Here is a 15,337-nt window from a genome sequence, read left to right as displayed (position 1 = left end):
CGGCGTGACGACGGCGTCAGAGGGATGCGGCCGGCAGGAGGTCGATCGACGGGTGCCCCGCGACGCTGTGGGTCCAGCTGAGGGTCACGCGGCAGCCGCTCCCGTCGGAGGCGATGTCGAAGGTGGCGCTGTGCAGCCGCGCGATGGAATCGACCAGGCTCAGGCCGATCCCGAACCCGCTCTTGTCGGTCTTCAGCGCGCCGCGGCGGTACCGGGCGCGCACGGCGCTCAGCTCCTCCGCGGGGATGCCGCAGCCCGTATCGGTGACCTGGATCCCCGTCGGATTCCGGAGCAGCGCGACCGTCACCTGCCCGCCGGCCGGCGTGAACTTCAGGGCGTTGTCGATCAGGTTGCTCACCGCCTCGAAGATCAGGCTGCGGTCGCCCTCGATCGCGCACGGGCCGTCCGGCCGGTCCCAGAGAAGTCGGATGTCGCGCTCGATCGCCAGGGGCTCGTAGTACTCCACCGCATCCTCGAGCAGCCGGCCGAGATCGACCTGGGTGAAGCCAGATCGGCGCAGGCGGTCCTCCATCTCGGAGATGCGCAGCAGGGCCGAGAACCGGACGACGATGCTCTTGACCTCGGCCAGGACGTCCTCGTTGAAGGCGCGGAAGGCCGCGACGCTGTCGGCCTTGCGCAGCGACCGCTCCAGCGTGCCGACCACCCGGGTCAGCGGGGTGCGCAGGTCGTGGGCGATGTTCTCGTTGACGCCCTTGATCTCCAGCATCAGCCGCTCGAGCTGGTCGAGCATGTCGTTCACGACGCGCGTGAGGTGAGCGAGGTCGGCCGAGACGCCGCGCGTCGGCAGGCGCTCGCTCAGGTCGCCGCGCATGATGCGCTCGACCGCCTTGGTGATCGCATCGTTCTGCCGCAGCGAGCCGGCGCCGAACACGACGGCACCGATCAGGCCGATCACGATGGTGGCGGCCATGCCCCAGACAAAGGTCTCGACCAGCGCCTTCTCGAGGGACTGGAGATCCTGGGCCGAGCGGCTGACCAGCACGTACTCGCCGCTCGGAAGCTCGGTGAGCTGGCTGAAGAGCGTGCGGCTGCGGTGATCCAGCGGCTGCGCCAGGATGAACGGCTTCCCGATCGGCGCCCTGTCGGGGAAGGCGATCGGCGCGCCGGCCCGGCGAACGTGGTCGGGCCCGAACAGGACGAGCGGGCGGCCGCCCTCGGCGAAATCCTCGGACGCGTCGATCCGCTCGCGCAGCGCGCGCGGCGACAGGTTCAGGAGGTGCTTCGATTCCCACTCGACCCACTCGAACGCGGCCTTGCGGCCGTAGCTGCGCGTGTCGACGTAGAGGAAGCCCGAGAGCGCCAGCGAGGCGGTCCCGAAGGTCGCGAAGAACAGGCACGCGACGCGGAATCCGCTGGTGCGCCGGACCTCAAGAAGGCGCACGGAGGATGAAGCCCGTGTTGCGCACCGTGTGGATCCGCGGGTTCAGCCCGTCGGGATCGAGCTTCTTGCGGATCTTGCCGATGTGGACGTCAATGACGCTGGACTGGTGATTGAAGCTGTAGCCCCAGACGGATTCGAAGATCATCTTCCGGCTCACCAGCGTGCCGGCGTTCTGCATCAGGAACTCGATGATCGCGAATTCCTTGGGCAGGAGCTCAATTTCCCGGTTCCCGCAGTGGAGGACGCGCTCGATCAGGTCGAGGCGCAGGTCGCCGACGACGAGTTCGTTCACCGCCTCCGCGGCCATCTTGCGCCGCGCCAGCGCGTCGACGCGGGCGGTCAGCTCGATGAACTCGAATGGCTTGGCCAAGTAGTCGTCTCCGCCGGCGCGCAGCCCGTCGACACGCTCGTTGACGGCCGACAGGGCGCTGAGGATCAGGACTGGCGTCGAGACCTTCGCGGCGCGCAGCTCGGTCAGCAGCGACAGGCCGTCGATCTCCGGGAGCATCCGGTCGAGCACGATCACGTCAAAGTTACCGTCCAGGGCCTTGCGTAGTCCGATGCTGCCACTGGGGGCTTCGTCGACCTGAAATCCGTATTCCGCGAGGGCCGAACCGATCTCCGCGGCGACCCGCCGGTCGTCCTCGACTACCAATACGCTGGCCATTCGTTTTTCCTTCTTATTTTGTATTCGCCGGCCCTGTCTGGTCTCCTGCGGCTCGGAGGGAGAGGTGGAATTATCCTCTTCGGAGCCGGAGTCAAATGCGGTTCGGTCGCGGCGGCCGACCTGCGTCATCCCGCCGGCGAAGCTTACAAGGGAGCGAGGGATCTGGACCATGCGCCTCACTCCGCGCTCGCCTGCTCGGAGAGCTTGGCTGTCGGGACCTGAGAGGCGACGGAGCCGCGGGGGACGACGCGGCTGCCGTCCTGAAGGCCGGCGGGCGGGTTGAGGACGACGGTCTCGCCGCTGTCGAGGCCGCTGCGCAGCTCGAGGCGCGTGCCGAGATCGCGCGCGATCGTGATCGGCCGGAGCCGGACGGTGTCGTCCGCCCCGACCACGGCCACGCGCGTCCCCTCCGCGTCGAAGATGAGCGCCTCGGACGGCACGATCACCCGCGGATGCGTGCGCGGCACCGCGAAAGTGACGGCGACGTAGAGGCCCGGCCGCAGGATTCCGTCGGGATTGGCGACGTCGACCTCCGTGTCCAGCGTCCGCACCGAGGATTGGAGAGCCACCGAGCTGCGCGAGACCGTGCCGTCGAAGGTCCGGTCCGGGATCTGCGCGACCTGGACGCGCGCCTTCACCCCGTCGCGGATGCCCACGGCGGCCGATTGCGGCACCTGCACCGCGACGCGCAGGACATCGGTGCTGTCGACCGTGAAGAGCGGCGTCCCGGAGCCGGCATCGCCGTGGACGAGGTCGCCGACATCGACCTTGCGGGCGGTCACGATGCCGTCGAACGGCGCGACGACGTTCTCGAAGGTGGTCAGCGTGCGGAGCCGGTCGACGGTCGCCTGCTGGGCGGTGATGTTGGCTTCCGCGACCTTCACCTTCGCCTGCGCGGCGGCGAGGGTCGCGGTGGCGGTCAGCATCCCCGCGCGGGTCTGGTCGGCGTTCTGCTTCGAGGCCCAGCCTTGTCCGGCCAGGGTCGCGGTGCGGGCGTCGGTCACGTTCGCGAGCGTCACGCTGGCCTTGGCCTGCTCCACATCCGCCTGCGCGACGGCGAGCTGCGCCTTGAACTGGCCGAGTTGGGCCTCGGCCTGCCGGGCCTGCTGGTCGAGGTCGGGCGCGGCGATCCGGACCAGCAGGTCGCCCTTCTTGACCCGCGACCCGATGTCGACCCGGCGCTCGGCGATGTAGCCGGTGGCGCGGGCGAAGATGTCGGCATGGTCGAAGGCCTCGGTCTGGCCCGGCAGGGTCAGCGTCATGGGCCCGTCATCCACCTGCGCCGGCCCGGTGCGGACCGTCGGAACGAAGTTCACGGCCTCGGCCTTGGTCTCCAGGGAGGCCTGGTAGGTTTCCCAATGGTGCCAGGCGCCGAGCCCGAGGGCGCTGCCGAGCGCGAGGAACGCCACGAGGAACGGGCGCTTGCGCGGCGGCGGCGGCACCGCGTGGACGAGGGCCTCGCCGGCCCCGTCCTGCCGCAGCGGGTCGATCTCGACCGCGTGCTGGTGCGCCCGCGCGGCAGCCTCGGCGCCGCTCCCGGGGGCGTCGTTGAAACGGGTCATCAATAATCCTCGAGGGGCTTGATCGGGTTGCGGCGGAGCAGGGTGTAGAGAAGGGGGACGAAGAGCAGGGTCGAGACGGTGCCCATCCCGATCCCGCCCATCACCGCGCGGGCAAGGGCGGCGTTCTGCTCGGCGCCTTCGCCGGACCCGATCGCCATCGGGATCAGGCCCAGGAACATCGCGGAGGCGGTCATGAGCACCGGCCGGAGGCGGGTATGGCCGGCCATCAGGGCGGCCTCGCGGGCAGAGCAGCCGGTGGCCTCGCGGTGCTCTTTGGCGAATGTGACGAGCAGGATCGAGTTCGCGCTCGCCACGCCGACCGACATGATCGCGCCGAACAGGGCGGGGATCGAGAACGCCGTGCTGGTGATGAACAGGCTCATCACGATGCCGCAGAAGGCCAGCGGCAGGGCGGCGATGACCACGAAGGGGTCGACCCACGTCTGGTAGTTCAGGACGAGCAGCAGGTAGACCGCCACCAGCGCGATCCCGAGCCCGAGCTCGATGCGCGAGAAGGCGCTCTCCATGCTCTCGATCTGGCCGCGGACGAGGATCTTGTCCGGGGCCGGGAGCTTGACCTGCTCCTCGGCGACGATCCGGTCCACGGCGTTTCGGACACTGCCGAGATCCGCGTTCTGGACGTTGGCGAGGATGTCGAAGGTCGGCTGCTGGTTGACGTGGTTGATCACGGTCTGCTCAGGCTGCCGCTGCATCGTGGCGATGTTCGACAGCAGGATCGGGATGCCGGGCCTGTCACCCGCGTCCGTGTGCACCGAGACCGGCGTGTTCATCAGCTGCGTGATGTCGGCGTTGCGCCACTCCGGCGTCTGGACCCAGAGCTGATACGGCATGCCGGACTTGGGATCGGCCCAGAAGTTCGGGCTGACCTGGAAGGAGCCGGAGAGCGAGACGTTCAGGTTCTGCGCGATGGACTGCTCGCTGACGCCCATCTCGGAGGCCAGCCTGCGGTCGACGTTCACGTACATCTGCGGGGCGTCGACGATCTGGTGCAGGTGGACGTCGACGGCGCCGCGGACCGCCGCGATGCGGCGGACGAGGTCCTGCGCCACGGCGAGGTCCTCGGCATCGTGCCGCCCGGAGACCTGCACGTCGATCTGCGCGACGGTCCCGAAATTCAGGATCTGCGTGATGATGTCGGACGGCTGGAAGTAGAAGGTGTCGTCGGGGAAGGCCTGGTGCAGGACCTGGCGCAGCCGCTTCTCGTAGAAGGAGATCGGCTTATGCTCACCCTTCAGGTTGATGAGCATCTGCCCGTCATTGTAGGCGACGAACGACGCATCCATGAAGGCGAAGTTGTAGTTCGAGGCGGGGAGGCCGATATTGTCCAGGATGAGCCCGAGCTCGTCCTTCGGGACGACCTGCCGGACGACGTCCTCGACCTGCGCGAAGGTCTTCTCCGCCTGCTCGATCCGCTCGCCCGGCCGGGTGCGGATATGCAGGGTCATCTGGCTGGATTCGATCTGCGGGAAGTAGTCCTGACCGACGAAGGGGAAGATCGCGGCTGTCACCGCGACGACGGCGAGCGCGCCGGACAGCGCGCGGGCCGGGTGCCCGAGCACCGCGGACAGGAGGCCGACATAGCCCGCGTGGAAGCGCGCGAACCCGCGCTCGAACGCGTTGCGGAAGGCGAGGGCGCCGCGCAGCGGATATTGAAGCAGCCAAGCGAGGGGCCGTGTCGGCGCACGGAGAATCCGGCTGAGGACGGAGCGGCGGCGGGGTGGTGACGCCCCATCGACCTCGGCGGCCGGGCCGTGATGCCGGGCGTATTCCGGGGCGACCAGGACGTCGATGAGGATCGCCACCAGCGTCCGCGACAGGAGGTAGGAGGTCAGCATCGCGAAGACCACCGCCTCGGCCTGCGGGACGAAGAGGTAGCGGGGCGCGTCCGTGAGGAAGAAGACCGCCGAGAAGGCCGAGCAGATCGCCAGCGTGGAGATCAGGGCCGGCTTGGCGATGCCGGCCACGCCCTCGACCACCGAGCGCCGGAAGGAGAAGCCTTCCTCGAACATCCGGTAGGTGTTCTCGATCGCGACCGTCGCGTCGTCCACGAGGATGCCGACGGCCAAGGCGAGGCCGCCCAGGGTCATCACGTTGACGGTCTGGCCCAGAGCAACCAGGATCGACAGGGAGGTCAGGATGCAGAGCGGGATGGAGACCAGCACCACGATGGTCGAGCGCCAGGAGCCGAGGAACAGCAGGATGGCGAGACCGGTGAGCCCCGCAGCGATCACCGCCTCGCGCACCACGTCGGAGATGGCGTCCGAGACGAAGACTGACTGATCGAACAGCGGCGTGATGGTCATGCCCTTCGGCGCGGCCGCGTGGATGTCCGGCAGGGCGGCCTTGACGGCGTTCACGACGTCCAGGGTCGAGGCCGCGCCGTTCTTGAGGACCTGCAACAGGACGGAGTGGTGGCCGTCGGCGCGGACGATGTTGATCTGCGGGGGCGAGCCGTCCCGGACATGGGCGACGTCGCGCAGCAGGACCGGCTGGTTGTTCTCGACCTTGATCGGAATGCGGTTGAGCTGATCGACCAGCTGCGGGCTCGAGTTCAGCCGCACCGTGTATTGCTGCGTCCCGATCTTCGCGAGGCCCGAGGGCACGACGAGGTTCTGCTTGAGGACCGCGTTCAGGACATCGAGCGGCGTCATGCCGATCGCGCGCAGCTTGCCGGGGTCGAGATCGACCATGACCTGACGCGGCGCGCCGCCGTAGGGCGAGGGCAGGGTCGAGCCCGGCACCTCGGCGAGCCGGCGACGGGTCCGGTACTGCGCGTAGTCGAAGACCTTGGTGAGCGGCAGCTTCGAGGACGACAGCGCCATCTGAATGACGGGCACCGACGAGGCGGAGAAGCGCATGATGACGGGAGGCTGCACGCCCGGCGGCATGCGCGAGCGGATCGCGTTCATCGCCGAGTCGACCTGGGTCATCGCCAGATCGATGCTGACCGCGGAATCGAAGTAGATCCGCTCGGTCACCGTGCCCTGGATCGACGTCGACTCGATTCGGCGGATGTTGTTCACGTTGCTCGACAGCGAGAACTCGCTGTAGTTCGTGATGCGCTGGACCATGTCGGTCGCGTCGAGACCGTTATAGGTCCACACCACCACCACCACCGGGATATCGACGGCGGGCAGCACGTCCTTCGGCGCGACGGTGATCGAGCCGAGCCCCGCGAGGAACATGAGGACGGCAAGAACATAGAAGCTCTTGCGAAACTTCAGAGCGAACCGGACGAGTTCCATGTGATCAGTCGGGTGTCCCGCCGTGACCCGGCTCCCATTCCCGCGGGATGCCCGCGTGAACTGGGAGCCGATCAAGCCTCGTGTGCGAAGAGAAGGCAGGGCGAATGCCCGGCACGCCGAAGTTATAGTCCTGGCAAAGACACTCTTCGAATGAATTCGGCACGACAAAATAAAGCGCGTTTAAGAAACTTAAAGCGGCAGCGGATCTCTAAAGTGCGTCGCGAAACCGATGCTTGAACTGTCTCCGACCCAGGCCGCGGCCGGACGGGCGCGCATCGAATTTTAAAGAAAATTTCTCAAATCAATTTCGTTTTCACTGCTGAAAAGCCTATTTTATTGCAGTGCGTGCTCGGCTTGCGCCATCTTCCGAATGTCGAGATGGGCTGACCCGCCAACGTCGCTGAAGGCAGTGCGTCGCGGCCACGCTGTGATCCCGTCGGGCGGCTGTTCCGAAGCGCGCACGCGTTGTGGCGGGCCTGCTCGCAGAGACCGGCCGCTGACGCCCGCGGCGGTCTCGTCGGACACATCCAGGACATCCGGAGCGCGGCTTCCGCGCTGCCGATCTCGTGCGCTCAAGGAGGAGCAGGCCTATGACCAGACGATGTCTGCTGATCTTGGTCTCGGTGCTCTCACTGTCGCTGCAGACCGGCGTGGCGCTGTCCGAGAGCGAGATGCCGGCAGGAGGCGCCTTCATGAGCAGTTACACTTCGGATCCTTACTTCGACCCGCGGTCACGGTACTCGCAGGCTCACGCCACCGGAGACATCCGCGGACAGCCGATGCTCGTCGAACCGGGCGACGCCCCGCCGCCCTGCAAGCTCTTCGACACGGCCTGCGCGGCCGCCTTCGAGCGCTCACGCCCCCACGCGTATCGCTAGGGCCGGCGCCGACCGGGCGAGAGCGGAGCGCTCGCCCTTCTCGGTCCGAAAACGCGCCCTTTGCCGCGCGGAGATGGGGCATGTCAGTCCGGCGTCGGATCGTCCGCGATCCTGCGCCGCAAGTGCACCAACCTCCAGCCCGAGACCGCGCCGACATCCCGTCACCGGCGGCTCGCGCCGGTGGGGCTGCAGTCGACGATACCTGTGAATTCTTGAGCCAGGTTATATCGCAAGGCGTTTGCGCGCTCTATCCCGTTGAAAATTGCACGTTGACGGCGTGCGGGATGAGCAATGATTGAACAGGGCCCACGGATAGCGCGCGAATTCCATGTCGGCGTCGGCGGCGACCGCTGGGCCCTGATGCGCGACCTCCAGACCGGACAGCCCTACGTCTCTCACTCCCCGGGCGATGACGCGCCGGAGGTCCAACTGGATCTCGGTTCCTTCCTCGTGCTGTTCACCGGGGAGGAGCGGGAGAAGCTGCTCCGCCTGATCGGGTCGCTGCTGCCGGACGAGGACGCGCGTGCGGATGCCGACGGCCGGGCCGGCACGTCGCGTCCGCTGACCTTCGTCTCCCGGTGGCTTCCCAATCGGTAGGTCGAGACTTCGGTATTAGCCACCTCGACGCGAATTTTAGGCGCAATTGAGTTCAGTTCGTAAACCGGCCCTTGATCGGTCGCCGCTTATCCTCCGGCGCTCTAGCGCGGAGTACTTATGGACAACCAGCGCAACGCCCGACGCGTCTCCGTCAACCTGAGCGGATGCATCTCGGTGGCCGGCCATCCCGCCATCCCCTGCGTGGTGCACGACATGTCGCGGTGGGGTGTTCGCCTCCGGCTCGTCGGGACCGAGCGGGTGCCCCCCGCGTTCACGCTTACGATCGACGCCACCGACACGGTGATCGGCTGCGAGACGGTCTGGAAGAACGCCGACGAGATCGGGGCCCTGACCGACCTGATGGAGTGAGCGACGGCCGGGTCTGGCCCTCACTTTGAATCGGCCGCGGATCGCCTGGCGATCGGGCACGATCCAGGAGCCGCGGCCGCGCGGTCTCGGTTTTTGATCCGACGTCCAGCGCGCCTCAACCGCGGGCGAGGGCCGCCTCGAATTCCTCGGCCGGGAGGTGCGCGCCGCCGGTCGTCCAGATCACGTGGGTGGCCGCGGCGCCGACCGCCGCGGGCAGCGTGGCGGCGAAGCGCCCGGCCGCCGCGAAGCCCGCCGCCGCCGAGGGCTCCAGGCGCAGGCCCGCCTCGGTCCACATCACCCTGAGCCAGCGGTACAGCGCGTCGTCGGGCACCGTGACCACGGCGGCCACCAGCTTCTCGAGCGTCCGGGCCACCAGCATCGACGCGGAGGCGCAGGCCAACCCGTCCGCCGCGGTGCGGTTGTCGAGGCCGACATCGTAGACGCTGACCGTGCGCTCGAGACCGGCCGCGAGCTGGACCAGCATGCACGGGGACGCGACCGGCTCGACGAAGACCGGGTGCACGGCGTCACCGAACAAGAGCTTCAGGCCGAAGGCGACGCCGCCCGGCGCGCCGCCCACGCCGCAGGGCAGATAGACGAACAGGGGTTGCGCCGGGCCCACCGCGATCCCGGACTCCGCGAGCTGGCGCTGAAGGTCGAGGGCCGCGGCCGCGTAGCCGAGAAACAGGTCGACGGAATCCTCGTCGTCGACGAAATGGGCGTCCGCGCGGCCGGCGAACGCGCCGCGGGCCGCCGCGACCGCCGCCCCGTAATCGCCGCGATGCTCGACGACGCGGGCGCCGAGTTCGCGCAGGCGCTGCTTCTTCCACGCCTTGGCGTCGTGGGACATGTGGACCTCGACCGCGAAGCCGAGCGAGCGCCCCATCAGGCCGACGCTGAAGCCGAGATTGCCGGTGCTGCCGACCGCGATCACGTGGCGGGCGAACAGGGCGCGGAATTCCGGGTCGGCGAAGGCCGCGTAGGATCGCCCCTCGGTGAGCAGCCCGGCCCGCGCGGCCAGGTCCTCGGCATAGGCCAGGACCTCGTAGACGCCGCCGCGCGCCTTGATGCAGCCGGTCACCGGCAGCGCGTGGTCGGCCTTCACCAGCACGCGCCCGTCGGCGCCGTCCAGGACGTCACGGGACAGGCGCTCTTCCAGCGGGACGAGCGGCGAGTCGATCCGGCCGGCGCCCTCTTCGGGGAAGAGGCGCGCCAAGAGCGGCGCGAACCGCTGCCAGCGCGCCACGGCCGCGTCCACGTCGGCACGGCCGGTCGCGAGTCCGGGCAGGACGGACGCGGTGGCGTCCAGCGCCGGGTTCATCCAGACCGTGGGGCTGGCGCGCCTGACCGCCTCCGGGATCCGGTCGCACGGCGGTTGAGTCTGCATCCCGTCGACGGCTGCCATGGCGCTCCCGATCCTGCCCGGTTTGTCCGCGCCGACCCTGCGCGAGCGGCGCTCATGCGGCCAATTATATTCTCTGGTGCGGTCTATTAGGCCCGCTTATGATCGGGCATGCCCGTCAGGCTCGACGCGCGCCTGGCCGGCGACCTGTTCTTCTTCCGCGTCCTGGTCGAGGCGGGCGGCTTCGCCCGTGCGGGCGACCGCCTCGCCGTCACGCAGAGCGCGGTCACGCAGCGGATCCAGCGGCTGGAGCGGCGCCTCGGTTACCCGCTGCTCGAGCGGGGCACCCGCGAGATCCGGCTGACTGCCGCGGGTCACCACCTGTTCGCCGCGGCGCGGAGCGGCTTCGACGGGATGGGCGAGGCCCTGCTCCGGGGGGAACGGCGCGAGGGCCGGGCGACGCTGCGGATCAGTTGCGTCCCCTCCCTGGCCTCGGAATGGCTCGCGCCAAGGCTGAAAGCCTTCAGCGACACGCATCCCGACATCGACGTCGCCGTCTTCGGGGAGACCCACGACCTGGATCCGGGACGCATGGCGCAGTCCGGTATCGACGTCGCGATCCGCTACGGCCCGGCGCCGCCTCCCAGTGCGACGGTCGTCTTCGACCATCCCGAGCCGGTCTACCCGGTCTGCGCCCCGGCCTACCGGGATGCGGCGGATCCCGGCGGGGCCGTCGTGCTGCTCCACGACGCGACGCCGTGGGAGGCGGCCGCGAGCGTCTCGGAGGAGTGGGATCGCTGGATAGGCGTCCATGGGGCGCCCTGGGGCGGCCGCGTCCAGAATCTCTACTTCAACCTCGCGCAACTGGCGCTGCGCGCCTCGCTCGGCGGCTCGGGCATCGCCCTGGGGCGATCGCTGATCGTCGCGCCCTATCGCGCCGACGGGCGCCTCGTGCCCGCCTGCGACGCGGCCCTCATGAACGGGCTCCGGTACTTCGTTCTCGTGCGTGCCCTGCCACCCGCAGGGCCGGCGGCGGCCTTCGTGGACTGGCTCGGCCGGACGATGGCGGGTCCGCCGGGCTCGCCCGAGGCGCCGCGTCGGGGCGGTGCGGCAGAATGCGGATAGGGCACCGTCCCGCGCGCGCGCCGCGCTCGGCGCCCCTCGGTTCGAACGCTCGATCTACCGCCGGGCGGGTCGATCCGTCGACAGCGCGGCTGCCAGATGGGCGACGAAGGCGTTCACCTTGGGACTGACCAAGCGCCGGGACGTGTGGAGCGCCCACAGCTCCGTCGGCGGCCCCTCCAGCCAGCCCCAGCAGGCGAGGCGTCCGGCCGCCACGTCGCCCCCGACAAGCGAGCGCGGGAGCAGCGCCGCGCCGGCGCCCGCCACCACGGCGTCGCGCAGCATCGGCAGCGAGGACAGGCGCAGGACCGGCACGGGCGCGTAGGTCCGGCGCGTCCGGCCGTCATGGACCTGCCACGTCTCGTCCTGACGCGGCGTCCAGCGCACCGCCGCCGGCACGGTCGCCGCGTCGGTCCCGGCCGACTGTTCGGGACGCGGGACCTCGGGCGGCGCCACCAGCCAGAGCTCGTCCCGCAGGACACAGCGCCCGACGAGGCGCTCGTCCGGCTTCGGATTGACCCGGATGATCACGTCGAAACCCTCCTCGATCGGGTCGACGAACCGGTCCTCGGCGGAGATCTCCAGCTCGACCTCGGGATAGGCGCGGGCGAAGTCCGCGGCGACGCGGCCGAGCTGCGTGTCGGACAGGAGCAGCGGCGCACTCACCCGGAGCCGCCCACGGGGTCGGTCGAGGCCGCCACCGACGACGGCGCCGGCCTCCGCGATCTCGCTGAGCAGCGGCCCCGTCCGGGCGTGGAGGAGCGCCCCCGCCTCTGTCAGGCGCAGGCTGCGCTCGCCCCGCTCGATCAGCCGCGTCCCGAGGCTCGCCTCGAGCTCGGCGACGCGCCGCGACAGCGTCGCCTTCGGCCGCCCGCTCGCCCGGGCGGCGCGGCCGAAGCCGCCGTGGCCGGCGACGAGATTGAAGTCGGCGAGCGCCGCGAGGTCCATGTGCTGTTCCAGATCCGGGACACCCAGTCCCGATCTTGCCGACTATGGCTCAGAAAAGGAACGGCGCATCTTCGGATCATCGGCGGCCCGCTCGGGGCCGCCCCGCATCCAGGAGATCCGCCATGACCATCCTCGTCACCGGTTCCACGGGCCGCATCGGCTCCGCCGTCATCGATCATCTCGTCGCCGCGGGGGCCGCCGTGCGCGCTCTGACCCGCTCGCCCGAGAAGGCGCGATTCCCCTCCGGCGTCGAGGCCGCCCGCGGCGATCCCGCCGACATCGACGCGATGCGCGCGGCGCTGGTCGGGGTCGACACCCTGTTCCTGCTCGTCGCCAACGCGCCGGACGAGCTGACCCAGGCGATCACGACGCTCAGCCTCGCCCGCGACGCGGGCGTGCGCGGCATCGTCTATCTCTCGGTCTTCAAGAGCGAGGCCTTCGTCGATGCCCCGCACTTCACCGGCAAGCACGCCGTCGAGCGGATGATCGCGGCCCTCGACCTGCCCGCCACGGTGCTGCGGCCCTCCTACTTCATGCAGAACGACCTCGCCCAGAAGGAGCCGCTTCTTGGGGCCGGCCTGTATGCCGTGCCCCTCGGGCAGGCCGGCGTCTCGATGGTCGACGTGCGCGATATCGCCGAGGCGGCGGCCAACGCGCTGCTGCGCCGCGAGCGCGCGGCCGACCGTCTTCCGGCCGAGACCTACGACGTCGTCGGGCCGGACGCCCTGACGGGCGACGCCCTGGCGGAGATCTGGTCCGAGGCCCTCGGGCGCGCGGTCCGCTACGGAGGCGACGATCTCGACGCGCTGGAGCAGCGGCTCCGGAGCTTCGCCCCCGCCTGGCTCGCCTATGACCTGCGGGTGATGATGCGCCGCTACCAGGAGGATGGCGCCGTCGCGACCGAGGCCGAGGTTGCGGACTTCGCGAGGCTCCTCGGCCGCAGGCCGCGCAGCTACCGCGACTTCGCGGGCGAGGTCGCCCGCGACTGGCGGGGCGCCTGAGCGGGGAGGCCCCGCGGGTACGGTCTCGCAGGCATTGTCACGCGGGCACGGTCTCACGGGCAGGGAGGCGACGGCGCCTCCCGCCACCGCAGCGCGTCGATCAGGCTGCGCAGGGCGGGCGTGACCTGCCGGTCGGGGTAGTAGAGGTGGCAGCCGGGAAACGACGGACACCACGCCTCCAGCGCCTGGACGAGATGTCCCGCGGCTAGGTCGTCGGCCGCCTCGTCTTCCAGCATGTAGCCGAGCCCGGCACCGGCCCGGATCGCGGCGGCCGCGAGCCGGCCATCGTTCACGACGAGCTGGCCGGCCGCGCGCACCCGGATCTCGCGGCCGTCGCGGGCGAACTCCCAGGGCAGCAACCCACCGCCGCCGACGAGCCGGTAGTTCACGCAGCAATGCGCTTCCAGGTCAGCCGGGCTCTCCGGGCGCGGGTGACGGGCGAAGTAGTCCGGGGTCGCGACGACCACCGTGCGCAGGTCGGGTCCGACCCGGACCGCCACCATGTCGCGCTCGACCGTCTCGCCGAAGCGGATCCCGGCGTCGAAGCCGGCGGCGACGATGTCGGTCAGGGGGTCGTCCACGATCACCTCCACCGAGACGGCCGGGTGGTCGATCAGGAAGTTGGGCAGTCTGGGTTCGAGGATCGCCCGCGCGGCGTACGCGAAGGTCGTCAGCCGCAGCCGCCCCGACGGCGCGCCGCGCCACTCGGCCAGCGCGTCGAGCCCGCGCGCGACGTCCTCGAGCGCGGGGCCGACCGACCGCAGCAGCCGCTCGCCGGCCGGAGTGAGCGCGACGCTGCGGGTGGTGCGGGCCAGCAGGCGCACGCCGTGACGCGCCTCCAGAGCCCGCATCGTGTGGCTGAGCGCGGAGGGCGACAGCCCCATCTCCGCGGCCGCCCGCGTGAAGCTGCGATGGCGCGCCACCGCCGCGAAAGCCGCCAGATCTTCGAGGGTGCCGCGCCGCATTCCTGAACTGTGCTCACAGGTGCATGCGGAATACCACGGCTAATCCCGATCCCGACGCCGGACTACGACCAAGCCCTCAACAGTGAGGTGCGGCGATGGATCTGAGGCACTATCGAACCCTGGGACGCTCGGGTCTGGCCGTGAGCCCCCTTGCGCTCGGGACCATGACCTTCGGCGCCGCCCGCTGGGGCAGCGACGCGACGGTCTCGGCGGCCATCTTCGACCGTTACGTCGAAGCGGGCGGCAACTTCCTCGATACGGCCGACGTCTACGCGGGCGGTGCGAGCGAGACGATGCTCGGCGACCTGATCGCGGCGCGCGGTCTGCGCGACCGCCTGGTCGTCGCGACGAAGTCCGGCTTCCCGCGCGCGCAGGGCACGCCGCTCGCCGGAGGCAACAGCGCGCGGAACATCCGCTCCGGTCTCGAGAGCTCCCTGCGCCGTCTCAGGACCGGCTGGATCGACCTGTACTGGACCCATGTCTGGGACCGGACCACGCCGCCGGAGGAAGTCCTCCGGGCGCTGACCGACGCCGTCGCGCGCGGCGACATCCTGTATTACGGATTCTCGAACGCGCCCGCTTGGTACGCCGCGCAGATCGCCGCGCTGGCCCGTGCCCACGGCCTCCCGGAACCCATCGGCCTGCAATACGCCTACTCGCTGCTCGACCGGGGCGTGGAACTCGATGTGCTGCCCGCGGGCCGCGCCCTCGGGCTCGGGCTGGTGCCCTGGAGCCCGCTGGCGGCCGGCCTGCTGACCGGCAAGTACGGCCGCGAGAAGCTCGCTCAGGCCGGTCCGGCAGGCTCGCTCCCGGACCGGGCCGGCGACGCGGCCGAGGGCGGCAGCGACGGCCGGCTCAACGGCGACAACCCCTTCGGCGGCATGCTGTTCACCGAGGCGAACTTCGCGGTGGTGGACGTGCTGCGGGCGGTCGCCGCGGACGTCGGCCGACCGATGGCGCAGGTGGCGCTGGCCTGGGTCGCGCGGCGCCCCGGCGTCGCCTCGGTCCTGGTCGGGGCGAGCCGCCCGGAGCAGCTGGCGCAGAACATCGCCGCCCTCGAGGTCGTCCTGACGCCCGAGCAGCAGTCCCGCCTGGATGAGGCCGCGGCTCCGCCGCAACTCAATCCCTACTTCATCTTCGAGCTGCCGACTTCGCGCATCTTCGGCGGTGAACGGGTCGAGGCGTGGTAGGCCCACGTCCGGGGTCGGCTCGGGGGAT

General features: G+C 70.1%; 13 protein-coding genes. 6 read left to right on the top strand and 7 right to left on the bottom strand.

The annotated features are described in order from the left end of the window. Nucleotides 1-16: 16 nt before the first annotated feature. Genes C4T42_RS02710 through C4T42_RS02695 form a run of 4 tightly spaced genes read right to left on the bottom strand, consistent with a single transcriptional unit; the run spans nt 17 to nt 6,897 of the window. Nucleotides 17-1,402 (bottom strand): ATP-binding protein, encoded by a 1,386-nt coding sequence (locus C4T42_RS02710; RefSeq protein WP_020091595.1) that lies wholly within the window; start codon nt 1,400-1,402, stop codon nt 17-19. Next, a complete protein-coding gene (locus C4T42_RS02705; RefSeq protein ID WP_307188506.1) occupies nt 1,389-2,240 on the bottom strand; it encodes a response regulator transcription factor in 852 nt (283 codons plus the stop codon). Before C4T42_RS02705 ends, C4T42_RS02710 begins: the two co-directional genes overlap by 14 nt. 5 nt (nt 2,241-2,245) lie before the next feature. Further along, the gene (locus tag C4T42_RS02700) at nt 2,246-3,631 is read right to left on the bottom strand and encodes an efflux RND transporter periplasmic adaptor subunit (protein ID WP_103984707.1); all 1,386 of its coding nucleotides are present in this window, start codon (nt 3,629-3,631) and stop codon (nt 2,246-2,248) included. Then, on the bottom strand, nt 3,631-6,897 hold the full coding sequence (locus tag C4T42_RS02695; protein WP_020091598.1) for an efflux RND transporter permease subunit: 3,267 nt from the start codon (nt 6,895-6,897) through the stop codon (nt 3,631-3,633). Before C4T42_RS02695 ends, C4T42_RS02700 begins: the two co-directional genes overlap by 1 nt. A gap of 590 nt (nt 6,898-7,487) precedes the next feature. Between C4T42_RS02695 and C4T42_RS02690 the strand changes: the two genes are divergently transcribed. The 3 genes from C4T42_RS02690 (at nt 7,488) to C4T42_RS02680 (ending at nt 8,741) form a co-directional block, all read left to right on the top strand. After that, on the top strand, nt 7,488-7,775 hold the full coding sequence (locus C4T42_RS02690; protein ID WP_020091599.1) for a hypothetical protein: 288 nt from the start codon (nt 7,488-7,490) through the stop codon (nt 7,773-7,775). Between the two features lie 291 nt (nt 7,776-8,066). Beyond that, entirely contained in the window at nt 8,067-8,372 is a 306-nt protein-coding gene (locus C4T42_RS02685) for a hypothetical protein (protein ID WP_020091600.1), read from the top strand. Nucleotides 8,373-8,489: 117 nt separating this feature from the next. Continuing rightward, nucleotides 8,490-8,741 carry a PilZ domain-containing protein gene (locus C4T42_RS02680; protein WP_020091601.1) on the top strand — a complete coding sequence of 84 codons (252 nt, stop codon included), beginning with the start codon at nt 8,490-8,492 and terminating at the stop codon, nt 8,739-8,741. A gap of 115 nt (nt 8,742-8,856) precedes the next feature. Here the strand turns inward: C4T42_RS02680 and C4T42_RS02675 are convergent, their stop codons facing one another. Beyond that, on the bottom strand, nt 8,857-10,146 hold the full coding sequence (locus C4T42_RS02675; RefSeq protein ID WP_020091602.1) for a D-serine ammonia-lyase: 1,290 nt from the start codon (nt 10,144-10,146) through the stop codon (nt 8,857-8,859). A gap of 108 nt (nt 10,147-10,254) precedes the next feature. Between C4T42_RS02675 and C4T42_RS02670 the strand changes: the two genes are divergently transcribed. Next, nucleotides 10,255-11,208 carry a LysR substrate-binding domain-containing protein gene (locus C4T42_RS02670; protein WP_020091603.1) on the top strand — a complete coding sequence of 318 codons (954 nt, stop codon included), beginning with the start codon at nt 10,255-10,257 and terminating at the stop codon, nt 11,206-11,208. 54 nt (nt 11,209-11,262) lie between these two features. On the opposite strand, the gene C4T42_RS02665 is transcribed toward C4T42_RS02670, so the two are convergent. Next, nucleotides 11,263-12,153: a LysR family transcriptional regulator gene (locus C4T42_RS02665; RefSeq protein ID WP_020091604.1), complete on the bottom strand. Its 891-nt coding sequence runs from the start codon at nt 12,151-12,153 to the stop codon at nt 11,263-11,265. A 122-nt stretch (nt 12,154-12,275) separates the two neighbouring features. Between C4T42_RS02665 and C4T42_RS02660 the strand changes: the two genes are divergently transcribed. Further along, nucleotides 12,276-13,154, top strand: a complete 879-nt coding sequence (locus C4T42_RS02660) for an NmrA family NAD(P)-binding protein (protein ID WP_020091605.1) — start codon at nt 12,276-12,278, stop codon at nt 13,152-13,154. Between the two features lie 53 nt (nt 13,155-13,207). Here the strand turns inward: C4T42_RS02660 and C4T42_RS02655 are convergent, their stop codons facing one another. Then, nucleotides 13,208-14,119, bottom strand: a complete 912-nt coding sequence (locus C4T42_RS02655; protein WP_020091606.1) for a LysR family transcriptional regulator — start codon at nt 14,117-14,119, stop codon at nt 13,208-13,210. A 140-nt stretch (nt 14,120-14,259) separates the two neighbouring features. On the opposite strand from C4T42_RS02655, the gene C4T42_RS02650 reads away from it, so the two are divergent. After that, the gene (locus C4T42_RS02650; protein WP_244540679.1) at nt 14,260-15,309 is read left to right on the top strand and encodes an aldo/keto reductase; all 1,050 of its coding nucleotides are present in this window, start codon (nt 14,260-14,262) and stop codon (nt 15,307-15,309) included. Nucleotides 15,310-15,337: the final 28 nt, after the last annotated feature.

The organism is Methylobacterium sp. 190mf (genome assembly GCF_900107945.1).
GTDB lineage: Bacteria > Pseudomonadota > Alphaproteobacteria > Rhizobiales > Beijerinckiaceae > Methylobacterium.
Note: the sequence above shows the minus strand (reverse complement) of the source record. Positions and strands in the feature narration are given on the sequence as shown.